The organism is Xenorhabdus innexi, from assembly GCF_002632485.1.
GTDB lineage: Bacteria > Pseudomonadota > Gammaproteobacteria > Enterobacterales > Enterobacteriaceae > Xenorhabdus > Xenorhabdus innexi.
The window spans coordinates 1-20613 of sequence record NZ_NIBU01000060.1 but is presented as its reverse complement, the minus strand read 5'-3'; the positions used below and the strand labels follow the sequence as shown (position 1 = coordinate 20613).

12 protein-coding genes are annotated in these 20613 nt (G+C 53.5%); all 12 read right to left on the bottom strand.

All coding sequences use genetic code 11. The annotated features are described in order from the left end of the window. A partial coding sequence (locus tag Xinn_RS16775; RefSeq protein ID WP_244590232.1) for a TA system toxin CbtA family protein occupies window positions 1-138 on the bottom strand: 138 nt, incomplete at its 3' end. A 247-nt stretch (window positions 139-385) separates the two neighbouring features. After that, on the bottom strand, window positions 386-838 hold the full coding sequence (locus Xinn_RS16770) for an antirestriction protein (protein ID WP_244590231.1): 453 nt from the start codon (window positions 836-838) through the stop codon (window positions 386-388). Beyond that, window positions 828-1277 carry an antirestriction protein gene (locus Xinn_RS16765; protein ID WP_086953983.1) on the bottom strand — a complete coding sequence of 150 codons (450 nt, stop codon included), beginning with the start codon at window positions 1275-1277 and terminating at the stop codon, window positions 828-830. The genes Xinn_RS16770 and Xinn_RS16765 overlap by 11 nt, the downstream gene beginning before the upstream one ends. A 543-nt stretch (window positions 1278-1820) precedes the next feature. Continuing rightward, on the bottom strand, window positions 1821-2285 hold the full coding sequence (locus tag Xinn_RS16760) for an SMI1/KNR4 family protein (protein WP_086953984.1): 465 nt from the start codon (window positions 2283-2285) through the stop codon (window positions 1821-1823). 5 nt (window positions 2286-2290) lie between these two features. Beyond that, entirely contained in the window at window positions 2291-2521 is a 231-nt protein-coding gene (locus Xinn_RS16755; RefSeq protein WP_086953985.1) for an HNH/ENDO VII family nuclease, read from the bottom strand. A 122-nt stretch (window positions 2522-2643) separates the two neighbouring features. Further along, entirely contained in the window at window positions 2644-3144 is a 501-nt protein-coding gene (locus Xinn_RS16750) for a contact-dependent growth inhibition system immunity protein (RefSeq protein WP_086953986.1), read from the bottom strand. Continuing rightward, the gene (locus Xinn_RS16745) at window positions 3144-3500 is read right to left on the bottom strand and encodes an endonuclease toxin domain-containing protein (RefSeq protein ID WP_244590230.1); all 357 of its coding nucleotides are present in this window, start codon (window positions 3498-3500) and stop codon (window positions 3144-3146) included. The genes Xinn_RS16750 and Xinn_RS16745 overlap by 1 nt, the downstream gene beginning before the upstream one ends. Window positions 3501-3667: 167 nt before the next feature. Then, entirely contained in the window at window positions 3668-4303 is a 636-nt protein-coding gene (locus Xinn_RS16740) for an SMI1/KNR4 family protein (protein WP_211286023.1), read from the bottom strand. A gap of 3 nt (window positions 4304-4306) precedes the next feature. After that, complete coding sequence (locus Xinn_RS22480; RefSeq protein ID WP_099137702.1) at window positions 4307-16396, bottom strand: hemagglutinin repeat-containing protein; 12090 nt, start codon at window positions 16394-16396, stop codon at window positions 4307-4309. A gap of 126 nt (window positions 16397-16522) precedes the next feature. Continuing rightward, a complete protein-coding gene (locus tag Xinn_RS16730) occupies window positions 16523-18232 on the bottom strand; it encodes a ShlB/FhaC/HecB family hemolysin secretion/activation protein (protein ID WP_086953987.1) in 1710 nt (569 codons plus the stop codon). 881 nt (window positions 18233-19113) lie between these two features. Next, the gene (locus Xinn_RS16725) at window positions 19114-20298 is read right to left on the bottom strand and encodes a hypothetical protein (RefSeq protein ID WP_099137701.1); all 1185 of its coding nucleotides are present in this window, start codon (window positions 20296-20298) and stop codon (window positions 19114-19116) included. Next, on the bottom strand, window positions 20298-20613 hold a 316-nt coding region (locus Xinn_RS23495; RefSeq protein WP_211285986.1), incomplete at its 5' end, for a transposase. The genes Xinn_RS16725 and Xinn_RS23495, both read right to left, overlap by 1 nt.

Genomic DNA, 20613 nt, shown 5'->3' with positions numbered 1-20613 from the left:
AGGCCGGACACCGCTGTCTATCAGTGCTGCCACCGTATCGGTTTCACACAGGGCCGTATCGGTCAGGCTCAGGCCAAAATGCCGTTTCAGCAAGGCAGCCGCAATCACCTGCCAGACGGTTAAACGTAACGGCGCCATCACACCGCCTCAGAAAACGCACTGACTGAGACGCCGTGCCGGAGAATATCCCGCACTTCATGGCATGCGGTATCGGTCTCATCCGGTGCCGGTAAAAAAACAGAGTGCATGGTGTTGTTCCTTGATTTCACGTTAAAGGTTAAATAAAGAAAACACCCGCCCGATACCGGGAAGGTGTTTTGGCTTCCCCGGTCAGGCGCTGAATAAAAAGGTTAACCGCCTGCTGCGCGGATAATGTTAATGATGATTATTTTGTGTGCGCATGCTGTGACGGACTGATAACCGCCTCGCCGGGCCTCAGTGTCATCACCGTGGTTATCAGACCGCTTTCCGGGTGCTGTTGCGCATATTCCTCCAGAGCACAGAACCGGTAGGCCATCTCATCCGACTCAGTCAGTCCCGCAATATGGACGAACAGAAGAGCCGTCACCGCCAGCCCGAAAGCATCGGCGGACAGTGTGAGCGTCAGCGACGTGTCCGGCAGGTAAACGGCATACGTTTTTGCCCGTGTCGGCACCAGATAAGCCAGTGATTCAGACACCTGCCGGCCAATCCACTGTTCAGGCCGGTCATGCCCGCCTAATTCAGCCGCGATATTCGCCAGCAGAAACCCCAGAAACAGCCGCTCCAGCTGGGTTTTATCGGGAAACACGGCAGAGAGCGCTGCGCTGTCCAGCATAATCAGTTCATTATCGGACATCGCATTTCTCCTTATGTGTCAGGCCCAACACCGCCCGGATAAATTGGGTCTCAGGGTGTTGCAGCGCATATTCCCGCAGGGCGCAAAACCGTTCAGCATATCCGTCCAGCTTTAACAGGGTCGTCAGATACCCCAATACGTTCAGGGTCACCATCAGCCCGAAAGCATCGGCAGAAACCTCGCCTTTAAAGTCCGTTGTCTCCACCCTGACCACCGCGGGTTCCGGTCGTACCGGCACAATATAGGCAATCGTGTCTGACACTTTCCGGTACTGCCATCGGTCACATCGGTCATCGTCACACAGCACGGCGGCGGCTTTAATGAACGTGTGCTCCAGCAGCATCAGCTCCAGCGAACCGGTGAGCGGGAAAATGTCAGCAAAGGGGGAGTGTTCAGGTGCGGGCACGATATCCGTGACCGGAGAGGTATTTTGTTGCACAGTATTCTCCTAATAAAACAACGGAGAACACCGACCCAATGGGAAACGTGTTCCCCGTTGGGTGACTGGCCGACTGGCCATAATGGATAAGATTAAGTAACCTTCATCGTCATCAGACTGACGATATCTGCTTCCAAAGGGGCGCAGATGTACCACACGGGTGTGTACTCCCTTGCAGGCTACAGGAGTGTTGCTGTCGCCACCCGAAGGTGATCCTCACAAGCGACCGGATCATCACTAAGTCTGACTACGCTAATCAACGGGCATCATAAGATCAATGGGTAATTCATTTTTGGGGACAAAAATAATGTCAGGAAGACGATGGCCTTAGGGTTAGTCTGGGGGGCTTGTTCGACTTAAAAAAATCAGACAATTTCTTTCTGGCCCGGGTCGAGTTATCCAACAACTCAAGACGCTCAGAGCCAGTGGGAGCCGCTTGATCTTACCGAGATCTGTAGCACAACAAATTACCTTCTATCCATACTTGCCTTATCCGGCAACCTATTGATTATTTTTATAATTAGTTAATTTCAGGATTTTGAATCAACCGATACTTTGCATTTGTTTATAAAAAAACTCACCAAAATCATTTGCCAAGAATTTAAATGCTGGTTGATTACCACTTACCCCAGGAGACCACAGTTCAACAGGGGCTTCGATGCCTAGTTTGGTACAATTTAAAACCACATAATCACCATCTCCCGTAGAACTGATAATTATATAATTATCAGGTAAATCAGAATTTTTACGTACTTGCATTGTTATCCAGACAGCATCGGGAATACTTGAGTTAAAAAAATCAGATTTGATCAAACCATAAAATTCTTGACCTGCTATATCCCCACACCCTAATTTCTCTAAAAAGTACCGATATGTCATAGGAAAGCTCAAGCCTAGCGTTTTTTCGGCCGCTCTAATAAGTGCATCATCTTTAGGCCCGTCAAAATCTGCTTCGTCTGGCTTACTATTGATGATATCAATGGCTTTTTCGATATCATTCATACTCATATTGTTTACCTTTTAAAATCCTGAGCACACTCTTTCCAGTAACTCGAACGCCATTTATCAAACTCACTCCGATTAATACCAGAAGGAATACTGTTATCATTAATATGTATAACACTATGGTTATCTTCATGAAATTTCTGCGTCATTTCCGTTATAGGACCATCTTTGCGTTGCAACATATGATGTAAATTCACAGAATTTCCACTCGCATCAAGCGGTGCCAACCCTTTTTCCATACTCTGAAATCCCTCAATACTTATTGAGGGATTTCAAGTTCTAGGTAATTATCAGATTGTAACGCAATCAGAAGGGAAGATTGTCACCCCTTAGTGCATCGTACTCATCCAATGGTCGATTTTTATCGACAGCGACTCAAGGCCAGTCGCAGACCCGCGCCGATTTCTTCAGGGGAATGGTCAACAGAAAGAACAACATCTTCAATACCATCATTTCTTTCTCTTCCCCACGCCTCCAATTTTTCATGACGTCTAGGCGATATCGTCATTAAATTATTCACGCAGTGAATACCGCAGTTTTTCATATTCCTGAACAGGGCTTTTCTGGATTTATAACCATATTTATCCATCAGCATGGCTACTCTGGCCGCGTATTGCTCTTTACCTTTCTCAAGGTCGAAAAAAGCTACACGTTCTTCAGGGTCAGTCAGTGTTCTGCTATTCAATAACGCCTGAAAAATTGCCTCACCAAGACTCTGATCATCTGTCTCTGGCGACAGTAAATGAGGAGGAAAATGCGGATCGGCTCCAACTAATCCAAGTCCTGAATAAGTTTCTACACTGATGAACTTTTCAGTGCTGTAAATACTTACCCAATAATCCTGATCTTGATTAAATTTCATCATTTCACCTGTGTGGCTTTAACTGTTACGCCTTGGCTTTTACCGTATTCAATGGCTCGGTTAATTTCTGTCCATTGTGTTTTGGTCGTATTAGCAGGCACTGCCAACTGAATTTCTCTATGAGAAATCATTGATGAGTTTAATTCTTTACCTGAAAGAGCAAATTCTTTAAACCTTACAGCAGCATCAATATTCCCTTTCATCGCACTGTAAATCTGATTAGGATTGGCCAGCTTAGCTATTGTCTGCGTATCCAGTGAGTTAGCACTTATGGCTGTTTTAGTTGCATAATCATAGTAATCAAAGGCCTTAAAGTTTTTCGGCAAGCGAGCAGGCTGGTAATGCCTTACCAACATAATCTTCCCACGGCATATACAGCCAACACTAGAGAACGACTGGGAGGAATAAGCGGATAATCGGTACAACTCAGCATTGTTCAAAACCTATTAATTATTTAGCCCATTAAATATGGCTGACGTCTAAAAAGAAGATCCCAGCGATTAAACTGGGATCTTTTTGCTGACTAATCTTTTATATCCATTCTTATACTTGCTCCATCGGGAATGCTCCGTATTTGTAGAGCTAGATCAGCCCTGACTCTCATTGATTCGCATGTTCGAGCTAAATAAAGATTATCCAACTCATATGCCCCGCCTAAAACGAAGGGGATCTTAGGAGCCAAACGATAGCCCGATTGAATAGGGCCATGAATGCTTTGCCAATTATGAGCTAAAGAATATCCCGTTAAAACTTCATAATCATCCAAAATTAACCCACTCCATTCATTGATACTGTTGGCTAATTTATCAAATAAACCCGTCTCAGGGTCGAATGTATGAATACAATCATCCTTTAGACAAAACTGATTTCCAAAGATATCTTCTGCAAAAAAAAGAGCACCCTTAGCCATATCTTTATATGAATCAATCCATAAACTATTTTCATTCCAATCAGTTAAACCAATTTCTCCATCTATCGTTTCATATGGAAAAACGCGTAATGCTGATTCAAAACCATAAAATCCATTTTTTTTATTCAATAAATAGCTCAATTCATCTACCAATGATTTTCCATAATCAAGAGCAATATATTTTCCTGATTTAATAGAAGAAATATCATGACTACAAATTGAGATTAGTTTGTCAGTTAAAGGCCACATCTGCTATTTCCCCATTCCTATTTTGTCTGGCTTTTCTGTCTTTATAATCACAGTTGTTCCATCAGGTAATTCACGACATTGTTGACCAATACATGCCCCTGCTCCTCTATTATCAGAAGGGGTAGTTGGTCGAACCGAAGCACCGGAGCCACCTTCTTTAAACATAGCAGGAGGATATTCATCACGATCTGATCCTTTTACCGGAGGAGTATTTTTCAAGGACTCCCTTCTCCTTTCGGTAGCTCCTGCACGATCAATCGTCAACATCTTTGGATGCCCTGCTTTCTGAGCATCTTCGATATGCTTTGCCGATTCAGGGTACTTGGTTTTATCTACAATGATCACTTTCGGCTCATTTGTATTCTGTTTTTTCGTATCTTGAGGAACTGGTTTTCTACCACCTATGCCCATCCCAACAATGCTGTTGCCATGTCCATCAATTTTCAGCGCTGTTGTTGGCGGTTTATCTTTCACCAACTGGTTCAGGCTAACACCCGCCGACTTAGCCCCATAAACCATCCCGACAGTATCCTGCACCGTCATCGCAATTTTAGCCCACGTCGGCGTATCATCCATCGCTTGCTGGTACTTGGCAGCATAATTTGCATCGGCAGCAATTTTGGCCTTTGCTTGCTCAGGCGTATACCCTTTTTCAACCAACCCAATTATATCGCGCGAATAGTCATCAATAAGCTGACCAAACTTCGCCATTTCATCCGGGTACTGCTTCAGCAAATCATAATACGTTTGGTATTCAGCATAGCCGCGATAAGATGATTGAGCTTTAATCGCTAATTTCTGCTCACGCAGACAATCGGCGGGTGAGCCACTCTGGCAGGCATGAATAAGCTGTTCATCACGCGACTGACTTTCTTTCTTCAGGGCGGCAAGTTCCTGACGCTCACTCGCCGTAATGGTGCCTTCAGCTTGTTTCCGGCTTAATTGCTCCTCTCTCATTTTCTCAGTGAGATGAAGATAATTATTTTCCACCGCATTTTTCGCGGCCTGTGCCCCGGCGACCCCGCCTGCCGCCGAGTCGGTCGCCAGTCCGGCGGCCAGTCCCCCCGCCAGTGTGGACAGGTTGCTGACGTTTTCCTTTTCGTCCGGAGACAATTCACTCAGCGCCTTACCGGGATACAGCGCCCCGGCAATCGCTGAGGCCGCCAGTTCGCCCCCGGCTGCGCCCGTGGCCCCGGCAACCGCTGCCCCCCCTTTGATTTCCGCCAACACGCCACCCAGTAGCGCGTGAGCTAACAGGTTCGTGGCCGTATCTCCCTGCGTCGCGGCTTTCACCGCATTCGCCAGATAAGGAGCCGCCCCGTCAGCAAGCACCGCCTTGATATCCCCGCCTGCCAGTCCCTGAAGCGCCGAGACCACCGCCGTCACGGCCTGACGGGGGTGGCCGCCAATGTCGACGCCTTGTGCCTTAATCGCCGCCGCATAAGCGAGCTGGTAAGCGCGGTCTGTCAGTGCCTTTGGTGTGGCATCGGCCTTTTCTTTGTCCAGTTGGGTCTTGGCCTGTGCCTTCCAGTATTGCTGTTTTTGCGGATGATGAAAGTCTGCCGTGGCTTTTTTCGTGGCACGGATTGCTGCCTGCGTCTGGTAGATATCCAGTGCCTGTGTGCCAATCTGGGCTATCGCCTGTGCCTGTGCCAGCCGTTGCTGCTCTTTCTCCCTGTCGAAAATCGGATTGAGGGAATTGGCCGCCCGGGTGGTATCCCGGCTGAGCTGGCTCACCGCCTGTTTTTGTTTCCCGCCATCCCGGATAACCAGCGTGCCATCACTGACGGCGGCCTGCGTCGTGGAGGTGCGGCTGCCCTGATTGCCGGTGCCGGAGAGCATATTGGAGGCCAGATTGGAGGCCAGTTGGCTGCCCACCGCCCCGCCCGTACTGACCCCGGTGCTCTGCTGTTCGGTGAGGTATTGTGCTTTATTCCGGATATCGCTGAAGCCCAGCGTGCCGGTCTCCAGCCGGTTTTTATCTTTGTCCGCCTGACTTTGAATCACCGCCCCGTCCAGCTGGGTATGTTGGCCGACCTGAATATCAAAGCCGCCTTTTCCGGCAAAAATACCGGTTTGCTCGTTGACGGACCGGTACTGGCTGGCCATTTTTTCCCGGCTGGCACTGGCTGAGAGCGCGCCGCCCGGGACACCGTAAGTCACGCTACCGCCCAGGCGGACGTTGTGTTGCTGGCTGCCGTAGTTATCGGTATCCTGCTCACTTTGCAGATGCAGGTTACCTCCGACGTTGGCCGTCACTGTCTCACCGTGCACCTGTGCCCCTTTCAGCACCGCATCCTGTCCGGCATTCAGGGCCACCTGATGGCCTGCGGTAATTTGGGTTTCGGTGTGCGTCAGCGTTTCCCCGTTTTCATGCCCTTTACCGGCGTTCACACCCGCAGAGAGTGTCAGGCCCGTGCCGCCCTGTCCTGCCGTCAGCCCGACGCCGATATTGCTGCCTTGGCTGCTGTTCCGCCCCCGGAGCGTGTCGGTATTTTTGCCCGATGTCAGGGCAATATCCCGTTTCGCGTTCAGGCTGATATCCTGACCGGCATTCAGCACGCTGCCCTCTACCTGAATATGGCCGCTGCGTTCGGTTTTTCCCTTGTCGCCCGTGGCGGTAATGCGAATATCGCTGCCCGCACTCAGGCGACTGCCCTGCGTGTGCGTTTGGTCATGCCGGCTGTCGGATGTCGCCGACTGGCTGCCGTAGGACAGTTGCAGCCCCACAGTATCCGTCGGTTTTGCCGCCTGACCGCCGGCCTGATTGATGGCTGCCGCTTTCGCCGCGTTCGCCTCACTCAACTGCCAAGCCTGAAGGGCCTGTGCCCCCGACAAAGCCGCCTGCGTATTTTTTAGTGCCCGGAGTCGGCTGTCACTGGCTTTTCTGGCCTGCTGAGCACTGCTGACCGCGGTATTGAGCGCACTGCCCACCGCACCGGATACCCCCAGTGTCAGACCGGACTGTTTTGTCTCGACCGTTTCCTGCCGGGTCCGCTTATCGTATCCCGGTTCAATCTGTACGCTGTCACCGGTGATCGTCAAATCCTGACCAGCCACCAGATCGGCACCGGCAACCTGCACCCGGTCCCCCGCGCTGATACTGACATTGCCCTGATGGCTGCCCACCGTACTGATACTCTGGCTTTGGGTCGTGCCCGCGTCATTCACCGTCTGACGGCTCGACTGGCTGCCTACGGTCAGGCCAAGCCCGCCATTGCTGAGCAAGCCACGCTTTTGCTTCGCTTCCTGCCGGTCGTGAGACCGGGTTTCGGTGGCGGCCCGGATATCCACCCGGTTTCCGGCCTTCAGGATCACATCCTTATCCCCAGCGACTGCCGACCCGCTCACGGTCAGGTCGTTGCCGGCCTGGAGGTGAATACGGTCACCGCTGAGCAGGCTGCCTGTTTCACGGGTAACGGTATCCTGCTGTACCGTGTGAGTGCGGGTTTTCGATACACGCCCTTTTTTCTCTTCGCGGGATACCGAGAACAGACGCTCACGTTCAGTCGCACTGTTCAGCGTAATATCATTTTTCGCCTGCAGATCCAGCGCACCCTGTTCACTGTGCAGCGTACTGCCGGTCACGGTGATATCCCGTTGGCGGGCCGTCACCGCAATGCCGTCACGTCCGCTGAAGGTACTGCCCGTCCGGTTTTCACGGGCGGTTTCCCTGTTCCGCTGACTGTTTTTACTGCCTTCCTGCTGACGTTCGCTGTCCTGATCCCTGACCCGCTGACGCGCATCCTTAATCGTCACCGCGTCGGCACGCAAATCAATGCCGCCCGCCCGGCTGTCCACCTGAGCCCCTTCGGCCAGCAGGTTTTTGTCGGCCAGCAGGTTCACACCGGTATTCCCGCTCAGGGTACTGAGGTGCAACTGATCTGCCCGACGCTGGTTGCTTACCGATGATGTCCGGCTGTTGGCGGCCAGCCGGGTCTCGTTCGTGGTGGTGTCGGCCAGTAAGTTCACATTTCCGCCCGCCCGGACACCGGCCGTACCGCCGGCACTGGCCTGACTGCCTTTCAGGGTGATATCCTGCCCGGCGCGCAGGCTGAGATGGTTCCCTGCCGTCAGGGTACTGCCCAGTGCCCGCTGCCATTCCCCCCTGACGGACGCCATGCGTTCGCCCGGTGCTTCGATGCCGTCACGCGTGCGATTGCCCATCGCCCCGGAAATCACCTCAACCCGCCCCGCATAGCGGCTTCGGGCTGTGCTGATGTCCAGATTATTGCGCGCCGTCAGGCTGAGGTTCTGCCCGGCATTCAGTTTTGCGCCCCGTAACTGGATATCCCCGCCCTGAAGGTTCAGTTCACGCGCACTCATGGCGGCCTGACGCCGCGCATCCTGCAGGTTCGTGCGCAGGATCAGGCTGTCGGCCTGCACGTTAATGCTGTCGGCCCGGATATCCCCGCCCTCATGCAGGAACTGGCCGGCGTCAATGCCCAGCGCCCGGTCAGCCAGCAGATGACCGGTATTATTGAGCGCCTGCACGGACACCTGCAGATTGCCCCCGGCAATCACGGCACCGTCTCCCGTCAGCCGCAGCGTCGTGCTGGCCAGATAGACTTTAGGGACCCAGACCGTCTGCGGACCGGTGGCCGTCCCGACCGTTTCGCTCACCATCCAGACGATGTCCTGTTGCAGCGCCGCAATCTGGGCCGGTGTCAACGCGACCCCCGGGACTAAATGGAAGTCACGGGCCACCTTAATCCCGTTATTCATCAGTCTCTGGTATTCCAGCAGGGCATCCTCGCCCCGCACGGAAGGCCGTCCCGTCAGTTTGAGTATTTGCTCGCGGACTAACCGCTGTTCATAAAAGCCGTCACCCAACCGTTTGTGTAGCTGCGCCGGATCTGACTTCATCTGCTGAAACAGGTAATCGCTGCTGATAAATCGTTTCCGGCTGGTAAACCGTTCGTCGGTTTCCACCAGATACGGGTGACTCTGGACCGGGTGCTGACGGAACAGGCCGTTGTCAGGCACAACGCTCACCACGCGCTCAAGGTGTTGCTTATCGGTCAGTGCCCGTTCAGCCACCGTCAGGGGCCGGTTGATTGGCCGGGAGGACGGCGGCTCCACGCGGAAAGCGTGTTCGGTCGATGCCAGAGACCGGTTGATGGCCCCCCGGGACGGGGTATCCACGCTGAGAGACGGCCCGGCCGGTGTCTGGCCCGTGGCGGGTGGACGTCGTGCGTGCCCCGACGACGGCGACATGTCCCTGTCCTGCCACACCGCGCCCTTCACGAGGGCCCCCAGAGGATTGTGCTGCCATTCCACCCGTTCAGCATCCGCGGCTTTCTGCGCCGCCGCCACCCCACTGATTTGCGCCGGATTGACCGTGGTGTTTTCCAGCCGGACTCCGCCAAGGGTGACATTACCGTGCCCGCTCATCACCGCATCAAGGGTCATCAATGCGGTGGTGGTATCACTGTCACGGGTCGGATACCAATGCCGGGTATCCCTGTCGTAATGATCAACAAAATGTTCCTGACGCCGTTCGTTCACCGAATAGCCCTGATTGATGATCCTGGCGTTACCTTTCAGCGACAGGTTGCCGTTGGCACTGAGGGTGCTGGCCTCATTCAGCAAGGTATCGGCAATCTGCAATGTCATGTGACCGCCGGCCAGCACATACGCTGCGGTGCCTGTCGACACCAGTTTATCCCGTGTCACGGTGCCCGTCGCCGAACGTTCACGGAAGTTGTTGTAATCATCGACAAAGGGCACATTGGCAATATCGAGGTGTTTTTCCGGATCCCACTGCTCAAGCCGTCCCCGGTCGTGCTCACGCCAGACGGTATTGTGATAAGGGGTCGGAACCCGGTTCTGACGATGCCCCCGTGTCTCATAGAACGTCATGTCATAACTGCCCTGACTCCCCGGCGTCAGGGCCAGATAATTAACCCACATTTCCTCACGTTCACCCCGGTCGTTCTTCACCCGGATCTGTGCCCGTTTGCCCGCGGCATCAATCGCTAACAGCGTACCGTAAGGGCTGTTTTCCACGGCCGCTTCATCGCGGAACCGCAGGCGTTGAGTAACCGGTGCCTGCGTATTTTTGTCGGTATTGACCCCCGAGCCGTAAGCACGCCAGAAATAATTATAACGATGCCACTGGGTCTCACTTTTTTCCGCCTCACGTTCGATCCTGAGGCCGACGCGCCGGTTATTGAGCTGTCGGGCTTGAATCGACATCGCTCCGTCGGTCTCAATCCGGCTCGCGCTGTTGTCAATCCGATCCCCGCTGTTCAGCTGTAAGTGACCGGCACTGTAGATCAGGCTGCCCTCGCGGTTATTCAGGTGCTGACCGGCCTGCAGGGAGAGGCTTTCCGTGGCGGCAATCACGGCGTTCCGTCCGTGGTTGTCAATCACCCGGCTGTGCACGGTCAGGTCATCCCCCATCACCGTATGAGTGTTGTCCAGTGTGTCACTGTTCAGCCTCATGTTGTCCGCTTCCAGACGGCCCCGGTTACGCAGTGCACCGGTGGTCAGCTGCAGCGTGTGACCAATCAGCTGCCCCAGATTGGTGAAATGGGCGCTGTTGAGATTCAGGCTGCCGGGCAACCGCCAGTCAGCCTCATTGTGCAAGCTTCCGCCCACGGAAAAATGCACGGCCTCGTTACTGCTCAGCGTATCGCCTGACCGGTGGAGGTAGTCCTGCTGCACCGACAAGGTCAGAGCCTGCTGACTGAGCAGGCTTCCCCCTGCATTGTCCAGAGAGCGGGTATGGGCGATCAGCGCCCCACCGCTTTGGACGATGCCACGCGCATTGAGCAGCGTCAGCACGGCCGGTAAGTTCGCATTGAGACGGAGGGACTGGTTAGCCCGGATATCGCCCTGACGGTTATCCAGCTGGCTGAGGCCCGCGAGGGTCAGAGGCCCCTGGCTTTGCAGGCGTCCCCGGCGGTTATTCAGCACCCGGGCGGTCACGTCCGTGTCCTTCGTCCCCAGCAGTAATCCGCCTTCGCTGTTATCCAGCCTATCGCTCTTCACCGTCAGGGTATCCTGACTGGTGATTTTTCCCTGTTCCGGATTATCCAGCTGTTCACTCTCAAGCCACATCCCACCGGTAGCGACCAGTTCCCCCCCCTGATTACGGATCCGTTTTCCCTTAACGGTCAGTGTGCCACCACTGTGGAGCCGGCCCTGCTGATTATTGAATGCCGGCAGCTGGTACGTGCCGGCTTCCCGGCTGATAATCATCCCTTCCCGGTTATCCAGCTGATCGGTGGTGAGTGCCAGTGTTCCCTGACTGCTGAACAGGCCTGTCGGGTTGATCACCTGCCCGGCGACAATCTGTTGTTCGCCGTTGCTGCGCACCGTTCCCCGGGTATTATCCAAGAGCCCCGACAGACGCAGGCGCAGTTGCTGCTGGCTCGCGATGGCCCCGTTCCGGTTGATCAGTGAGGGCGCATCAATCTGTAACGCGTCACCGCTTCGCATTCTCCCCTGCGTGTTATTCAGCATCTCACTGACACGCAGTTGCAGGCGTTTCTGGCTGTCAAGCAGGCCACCGGTATCATTATCTAGGCGGGTGGCCTTTATCGTGAGATCCTCCCCGGCCAGTAGCTGGCCGCCCGTATTCTGCACCTGACCCGTGGCGCTTCCTTCCGAAGCCCCCCGGACCGTCAGCCGTTTCAGTGCGCTGAGTTTACCGCCCCGGTTATCAATACCCTGCCCGACAGACAGCCCGAGCGATCCTGAGGACTGTATCGTCCCGGTCTGATTGTCCAGCCGGTTCACCGACAGGCCGGCATCCTGCAGGCTCAGCACTTCTCCCCCCTGATTGTCAAACCGGGTACCGATGGCAGACCAGCTCCCCTGTGTCCCCATCCACCCCTGCGTATTCAGGACGTTTTCTGCTGTCAGAGACTGCGACTGCTGACTGAAGAGGCGGCCTTTGCGGTTATCCAGAACGTGGGTGAGCTGCATGTCCAGTGCACCCAACACATCAATATTGCCCTGCCCGTTGTCCAGCGTCCGGGCCAGCACGGTACTGTCCCCGTCACTGATCAGTTTTCCGCCCTGATTATCCCAGTGGCCGGTCAGATCCAGCGTCAGTCCCTGTTTACTCAGGATTTCACCTTTCTCACGGTTGGTCAGCTGACCGCCCCGCAGTGACATCCCGCCACCACTGAACAGCACGCCCGCCGTATTGTTCAGTCCACTCTGTGTCCCGCCCTGCCAGTTCAGGTGCTGTTTCGCCGACAACGTACCGGACTGGTTCCTCACCTGACCCGGCGTGTGAAGCTTCAGATCACCGCCGGATTGCAGTTTGCCGTCACGGTTATCCAGCCCGGACACGGCAACCGCCACCTGCCTGCCGCCCTGCGCTATCCCGTTGCGGTTATCCCAGTCATCCTGACTGTGGATCTTCAGAAGGTCCGCCGCCTCGATAAGGCCGTGTTGATTTTTCATTCCCTGTGCCAGATTAAGCCGGGCCTGGCCGCTGCTGACAAGCGTACCTTTGGTGTTATTCAGGTGTGGGGCCGTCAGTGCCAGCTGTGCCGCCTGAATCACGCCGGCCGTATTCTCCACGTTGCCCCCGGCGTGCAGGGTCAGTGACTGATCGGCCAGCAGGATCCCCTGCTGATTGTTGATATCCGTGCCTGACGTGATATTCAGCGCCGACACGCTCTGCACAGTGCCCTGCCGGTTCTCTATACCGCCCTGATGGTTCAGTACCAGTGCCTGCTGGCCGGTCTGGGTAATGCGGCCCTGATTGTTCTTCAGTGTGTTGCTGTGCAGTATCAGGGTGTCCGCCGTCAGTACCCCGCGCCTATTATCGATGAATTCCGGCGCGGACAGCTTCATTTTCTGGCGGGCCTGCAGGTTCGCCGCCTGTAAATTTAAGTGTGTTTCAGACGTCAGTTGCAGGTCTTCGGCGGCCGTCTGACTGCCGGCAAGGGACAGGTTTTTCGCCTTCACGGACAACGTATCCCGCGCCAGATTCCGGCCGTTCAACCCGGCATGCTCACGGGCGGTCAGCGTCAGGTTACCGGGTTGGGTGAGTTGTCCCTGAGGATCCACACCGGCTGCCAGCAGGCTCCCGGACTGACTGTTTAATGCGGTACTCTGGCTGGCAAGATGACGACCGGCCAGCATATCACCCTGATTCTCCACCCGGTCCCGGACAGTGAGGGTCAGATCCCGCTGCGCGTTGATTTTCCCCTGATTCGTCAGGCTGCCCTGCGTCTGAAGGTTGAGATCGTTTGACGCGGTTATCAGCCCCCGGTTACTCAGGGCGCCGTCATTACGAACCGTGACGGCGTTTGCCTGCATCTCCCCGTGATTGGCCACTTCCCCCTGATTTTCCAGCATCAGGTCGTCCTTGGCGGCCATCATGCCCGCATTGCTGAGGTGTTTTTGCTTGTTCAGCGTCAGATGGCCGGTTTGTGTCAGCTGACCGTCCCGATCGATACCGGCGGCCAGCGTGCCGGTGGCCTGATTGTCCACCGCGGCACTGTGCATCGCCAGATGACGGCCGGCCAGCATATCGGCCTGATTCTCCACCCGATCACGGGTGGTGATTGTCATGTCCCGCCCGGCGGTCACCTTCCCGCTGTTGATCAGACTGCCCTGATTGCGGAGGATCGCATCACGGGTCGCCGTCACCGTACCCTGATTACGCAGGTTGCCGTCACTGCGGAGGGTCAGTGCGTTCGCCTGCATGTTGCCCTGATTGGTCACCTCCCCCTGATTTTCCAGCGTCAGGTCGTCCGTGGCGGCCATCATGCCCGCATTGCTGAGGTGTTTTTGATTGTTCAGCGTCAGATGACCGGCTTGCGCCAGCTGACCGTCCCGATCAATACCGGCGACCAGTGTGCCGGTGGCCTGATTGTCCACGGCGGCACTGTACATCACCAGATGGCGACCGGCCAGCATATCGCCCTGATTCTCCACCCGGTCACGGACAGTGAGGGTCAGATCCTGCTGCGCGTTGATTTTCCCCTGATTCGTCAGGTTGCCCTGCGTCTGAAGATTGAGATCGTTTGACGCGGTTATCCGACCTCGGTTACTCAGGGAGCCGTCAGTGCGGACCGTGACAGCGTTTGCCTGCATCTCCCCGTGATTGGCCACTTCCCCCTGATTTTCCAGTATCAGGTCGTCCGTGGCGGCCATCATGCCCGCATTACGGAGGTGTTTTTGCTTGTTCAGCGTCAGATAGCCGGTTTGTGTCAGCTGACCGTCCCGATCGATACCGGCGGCCAGCGTGCCGGCGGCCTGATTGTCCACGGCAGCACTGTGCATCGCCAGATGGCGGCCGGCCAGCATATCACCCTGATTCTCTACCTGATCACGGGTGGTGATGTTCATGTCCCGCCCGGCGCTCATCTTTCCGCTGTTGGTCAGGCTACTCTGATTGCGAAGGTTCAAATCACGGGACGCCGTCACCGTCCCCTGATTACGCAGGGGGCCGTCACTGTGGAGGGTCAGTGCGTTCGCCTGCATGTTGCCCTGATTGGTGACCGCTTCCTGATTTTCCAGCGTCAGCTCATCAGCCGCGGCCAGTGTGCCGGTGGCCTGATTGTCCACGGCGGCACTGTGCATCACCAGATGGCGGCCGGCCAGCATATCGCCCTGATTCACCACCCGGTCACGGGTGGTGATTTTTATGTCCTGACCGGTGGTGATTTTTCCGGTGTTGGTCAGATTGCCCTGATTTTGCCGGGTCATGGAGGTCGCCGCCGCCATCATGCCCGCATTGGTAATGTGACGCCGACTCTTCAGGGTCAGATGACCGGGCTGGGTCAGTTGGCCGTCTTTGCCCACCCCGGCGGCCAGTTTACCGGTGGCCTGATTGTCCAACGCCGTATTTTGTATATCGAGGTGGCGGCCAGCCAGCAGACGACCCTGATTATGCATGCGATCACGGGTAGTGACCCTGATATCCTGACGGGCACTGATCTCACCCTGATTCGTCAGATTGCCCTGGTGGGTTAATGTGATATTGTTTGATGCGGTCAGCCCCCCACTGTTGGTGAGATCACCGTCATTTCTGACGGTCAGTTCTCTGGCCCGGATGCTGCCCTGATTGGTCACCGTGCCCGGGTTTTTTATCGTGACTGCCGCTGAGGCCGTGATAACGCCGCTGTTGGTCAGTGAGCCGTTACTGTTAAGCACCACATCCCCGGCTTGCGCCCCCAGATGCCCGGCATTGCGCACCCCGACGCCCTGTTCCGTGCCGACCAACTTGATTTTATTGGCATACATGCCACCAATCGCTGCCACATCCAGACTGAATGCCGGTTTATCCTGCCCACGGCTGGCATGGGTCTGTACCACATTACCCTGCGCATCCAGCCGGTTCTGACCGGTAGTCACGGTCAAATCCCGGGCATGTAACTTGGCATTGATTTTCACGGCCCGGCCAATCAGGCGGGTATGATCACTGCCGGTATCATTCAGCCCTTTCCCTTCCACGGCAATCTGACCGTTTTTGACCTCGAATCCTTTCAGGCGACCGTTCTCCAGCACCGTCTGCCCGGCGGCCAGCGTTGTCTGGTTGGCATTGATAAACCCGCAGCCTTTACAGGTAATCCCCGCCGGGTTCGCAATCACCACATCAGCCCGTTGACCCGCGACTTCAATGAAGCCATTCAGCTGACTGGGATCACGGCTGTTGACTTCGTTCAGGATGATTTTGGCTTCCCCTTTCGCCAGCCACGGGTTCCCCGTAATATGCCCGGCTAATGCTGTTTTGGTGTTGACTGCACTGTTATTGAGGATGGCCCCTTTTTCCGCCACATCAAATTGGCGGTACTGGTTACGGGATACCCCATCCTTGTTCGGTGTCTGAATATTGATCTGAGGCATCCCATTCGCCGTGGCGATCACCGAGGGTTGTTCATGACCCGGCGCACTGCGGTCGGCAGCAATGTTGGCCCGAACGGGCTGGCTCACCAGTCCCAATGCCAGTGAAACACTCAGGATCAACGGCATCAGGGACACCCGCCGGGATGCAGGCGAGGCAGCGACCGGAGCCTCGTCCCGAACCTGTCCGGCGGTATGACTGCCCGCCAGTTCAGAAACCACCATGAACATTTGGCGGGTCTTGCTGAAAATCACGCGATAACACAGTTTATTCATCGTGCGAACCTCATTTCAGTCGTGTCACCGGGGAGAGGAAGCCGCTCAGGGTGCGATCCGCACACGGCTGACGTCAGCCCCGTTGAATTCAGTATGGACGTCATCAACGCCCGTCGGTCGTTACCCTCAATACTGCCAGTTCAGGTTGAAAGCCACATACGCCGGATCAGTTTTGAAACCATCCGGTTTCGAAAACGGCGTGCCAACAGACAGGTCATAGGCCAGATTGGCGGGCCGGATCGGGCCTTTCAGCCCCATGACACCCCCGGCCAGTGTGCGCCCGATAATCGATTCCGTCCCGCGACCACTGACCCGCCCGTAATCCGCCCCCAGATAAAGCTGCTGTTCGGGTAACGGCGTCTGCCATGACAGGGTATTGCGCAGTGTCCAGCCGGTATCGGCACTCAGTGAGCGTTCGCCGTCAAATCCGCGCACGGTCCAGCGGTTGCCGATACTGAACATATCCTGCGGGGTCAGCGGGGTATTGCTCCACTGGCGCTGGTATTCGATGCGATGCTGGAGTGGCTGATCCGCGAGGCTGAACGGGGTATTGAGCGTGGCCGAAAGCTGGATAATTTCGGATTTGGCCGTGGCATAGTCCGGGGTCGATTTATCGCGGGATTCTTCCGGTGCCGATAAGGCCCCGAACCAGCGGGTGCCTTTCTGATAACCGGCCCCGGCCTCCAGCACCGCCTCGCCAAAGTAATGACGGTGATCTAACCCCAGCCGCCATTGGCTGGTCCGGCGTTTTTGTCCCGCAATTTCCGTCTGGTTGATGAAATTGCGCGTCTGGCGCAGATTGACACCGTAGGTTAATGTCGTTTTCGAACGGGCGTTGCGGTGCAACACACGGCTTAACTGGGCATTGAGACTACGGCTGCGACCAAGGTACTTCGTCTCCTTGTTATCCAGGTGCGGCACGGTTTGCGCATAGCGGTACTGGCTGCCGGTCAGCCCGAACCGCCAGTAGCCAAACGGCACGGAGTAATGTGCGGTGTAATTGGCCGAATGTTTGCTGTGGGTAAAGGATAAATCCTTGGTCGCCGCCACATAAAACAGATCACTCAGCGAGGTCGGGTTATCCAGCGCCAGCATCAGTCCGCCCTGATTGCGCCCGGTCGTTTTGGTGCCGCTGTTGTCTAACCATGCCCCCGTGTGCCAATTGCGGGATTGCTGCCGCTGAATGACAATATCGCTTTCACCCGGCTGCTCACCCGGTATCAACTCCACAGCGGCCTGAACCTGTTGCACCGACTGGAGGTTTTCCATCGCTTGTTCAATGGCGCGTAAATCGAGTAATTCCCCCTCGCGGGCGGGCAGGGCCGTAGTCAGTGAGGCAGACTTATCGGCCTCGTCAGCATAACGGAGATGGCGGATTTTTCCCGGCACCACATTCAGTCTGAGATCCCCCTGACTGAGATCCTGCTCGGGAACCACTATCCGGGTCGTCACCCAACCGTGTGAAATCAGCCGGTTCTGCATATTGCTCATCAGCAGCTCAATGCCTTTTGCCCCCACACACTGCCCCACGGCCTGATCGGCCAGACGCTGCAACGGCACCCAGTGCGGTAAGGCTTCCCGCCCGGATAATGTCACCTGACGAATAGCAAAACAGGGGGATTCTTTCGGGAACACCAGCGGCGAAAAGGCGTCCGGTACCGTGTCATCGGACAAATTGACATGAGGGGGTTTAGTTTCCAGCCATCGCTCTTGTGCCTGCTGTTGCTGCTGTTGATTGATTAAGGGCTGGTCATCTGCGTATACCGGCAGTAGGGTGAGTGCACAATACCCGGCCAGCCCTGTTACTATTTTTTTGCGGGAAAATCGATTAGTCATAATTTTTCTCAAAAAAATAAAAAGGGAAAATATTTATCTTAAACAACCACGAGAAAAACCGATGGAGGGTGATTATGCATGCAAATGATCGTTTTTCAATCAACAATCAATAAGAGGAAAAAAAGTCTTTTTTAGAATAAAAAACCAAAAAAAACTTATCATTACGCAATAACATTCAATAACCCCGTTATTAAATGAAAATAGAAGAATTTAAATCTTAAAAGTAATTCAATGAATCATTAAACGAAGAATAAACCATTCTGCTTTAAAAAAGGTTCCATTTATTTTTTTAATAAAAAACACAAAGGCAATAAGAATAATCAATTGCTGTTTAATTACGTTATTGAAAATAACGATAACAAAATGAAATTAATCTCGCTTTTTAATTTTATACATGAAGCACAGTTTTATAGGTATCTATAAATCCCGTTCGGGTCTTGATAAAAACAGACTATTTTTTTAAGCACCGTGCCAGAAAACACGCATCTGAAAATGACAGGTCGTGAAAAAACCTCACTCATGAATAAAAAAGTGACGTTTAACCCCCACTCATACTGCTTTCCCCCCGGAAACGAGTGAGAAATAACCGGTGAATAATCGGCGGAGTGTCAGGGTGGACTTACCTGTATCTGGTGCGCAAGTCATTTGGTTTCATATGTCCCAGTACGACTGATGGGTATCAGTCGCCACTTGCGCTGATGGTATTCTGTAATGAAATTTGATTGGATATGACCGTCAGTTATGCGTGAGAAGCGGACATGTTGACGCTTCTCACTTATGGGTACTATTTCAGTTATCTTAATGGTTCATAGATATTAACCAAGCCTGTAGCGATTCAAACAGGATGGAACGCATCCTACTATATTTTGCTCACCGAATATTCAATCTTCCAAAACTTGCTCTATATTTTCCGGTAATTGTTCAATCTCAGCCTCTTTCATCCTTTTTTCAATGAATTTTGACGACTTACAGATACCGGGGAATAACTTTTGATGACCAATAATATATTTTGCGACAGAACGACTTTCTGGAATTGGCCAATTGCTTAACGCATAATTCTGCCTGTCCAGCCAGTCTCGTAACAAAACATCTTTATCAGCAAGAGTAAACAATGCTCCAATGCCGCGGCGCGAACCTCTTCCTTCGGGCTCAATAAAGTTAATCACATCATTAAAATCATGAATGAGTTTAACTCGGTTGGATTGACTGACCTGAACCTCTAACAGGACGTCATGGAATTGCGCAAGAATTTCCTGTTGCTGCTCTTCGCCAAGCAAGTCCCAGATAAAACGAATGCATTTACCTTCTGCCAGTTCTTCCACAGAGACAGAGCGATACCAATCAGCAAAACCATTAATATCAGGGCTCAGGTGGATTTTCCTTCCCAGACTATTCATATGGAGCAAAATTAGCTGATTATTTGAATGAATCGATTTGAATGAACTAGAAAGCCTATCAACTGCTAACAGTGACTCGCTTAATGAATAAAGTTTTTCATGAGCATCCAAAAGAGCTTCAGTTCGGAGCATAGCCTGGAGCGTTTCTCCGTCTATCAGTCCAATCTCTTTCAGGCTGAGAGCGTCATTGAGGTATTGTTGACGTGTAACAACGGGAGCCATCAGATCAACATCAGTAATGTGTGCACTCAATAATGGATAATCTTCCTTCACATACCGGAGTGGATCTAATCGTTCCAATTTATTTTCTGCGAAAAGGTGTTGAATTGCACCTTTAACAAACGGAATCATTTCTCTGTTTGATAACGACTTAGCAATAGCATTCCAACTTTTGCTACATTTAAAATAGTTCGCAAGAAGTTCGGTGTACTCGTCGTCTTCAATATAATCACTATAATCTGCAACTCCGGTAAAAGTGCCAGTTGCAACCATATGTGCAACAACATGTGCGGCAAATTCCACTGGATAATTCTGTTGTATAGTTGTCTGGTAGGCAAACAGATGTAACTGACTGGACGAATCCCATTCCTTGGTGAAGATCAGTTTCCTGAAGTCAATAAAATTATCAATGACATCCCTACTAGTGGTGTATTCTGCAATTAATGACATCACTTTGTATTCCCACGGTAAAGCCACTTAAAAGGTTTAGCTAATACCCGGTTGTAATATTCGATATATTTTAAAATGCATGTCCGTAATATCGCTTTGCTGCTGACGGAAAGCCGCCTGAGCAAATGTCGGGAGACCAGACTGAACCAACATTCAATTTGATTTAACCAGGAAGCGTGTTTGGGGGTATAAACGAATCGGATCCGATGTGTCGGGTCTGATAGAAACTGCATGCGTGTCTCCATGGATTGAAGCGTTCCCCACTGGCCTTTCACTCCCAGTCCCTCATTAAGACCACAGGCTTCGGCAATGAAT

Excerpts from the sequence above, each read along its gene's own strand:
- Xinn_RS16770 (WP_244590231.1), bottom strand. The coding sequence starts at position 838 with ATGTCCGATAATGAACTGATTATGCTGGACAGCGCAGCGCTCTCTGCC.
- Xinn_RS16760 (WP_086953984.1), bottom strand. The coding sequence starts at position 2,285 with ATGAGTATGAATGATATCGAAAAAGCCATTGATATCATCAATAGTAAG.
- Xinn_RS16755 (WP_086953985.1), bottom strand. The coding sequence starts at position 2,521 with ATGGAAAAAGGGTTGGCACCGCTTGATGCGAGTGGAAATTCTGTGAAT.
- Xinn_RS16750 (WP_086953986.1), bottom strand. The coding sequence starts at position 3,144 with ATGAAATTTAATCAAGATCAGGATTATTGGGTAAGTATTTACAGCACT.
- Xinn_RS16745 (WP_244590230.1), bottom strand. The coding sequence starts at position 3,500 with ATGTTGGTAAGGCATTACCAGCCTGCTCGCTTGCCGAAAAACTTTAAG.
- Xinn_RS16740 (WP_211286023.1), bottom strand. The coding sequence starts at position 4,303 with ATGTGGCCTTTAACTGACAAACTAATCTCAATTTGTAGTCATGATATT.
- Xinn_RS22480 (WP_099137702.1), bottom strand. The coding sequence starts at position 16,396 with ATGAATAAACTGTGTTATCGCGTGATTTTCAGCAAGACCCGCCAAATG.
- Xinn_RS16730 (WP_086953987.1), bottom strand. The coding sequence starts at position 18,232 with ATGACTAATCGATTTTCCCGCAAAAAAATAGTAACAGGGCTGGCCGGG.
- Xinn_RS16725 (WP_099137701.1), bottom strand. The coding sequence starts at position 20,298 with ATGTCATTAATTGCAGAATACACCACTAGTAGGGATGTCATTGATAAT.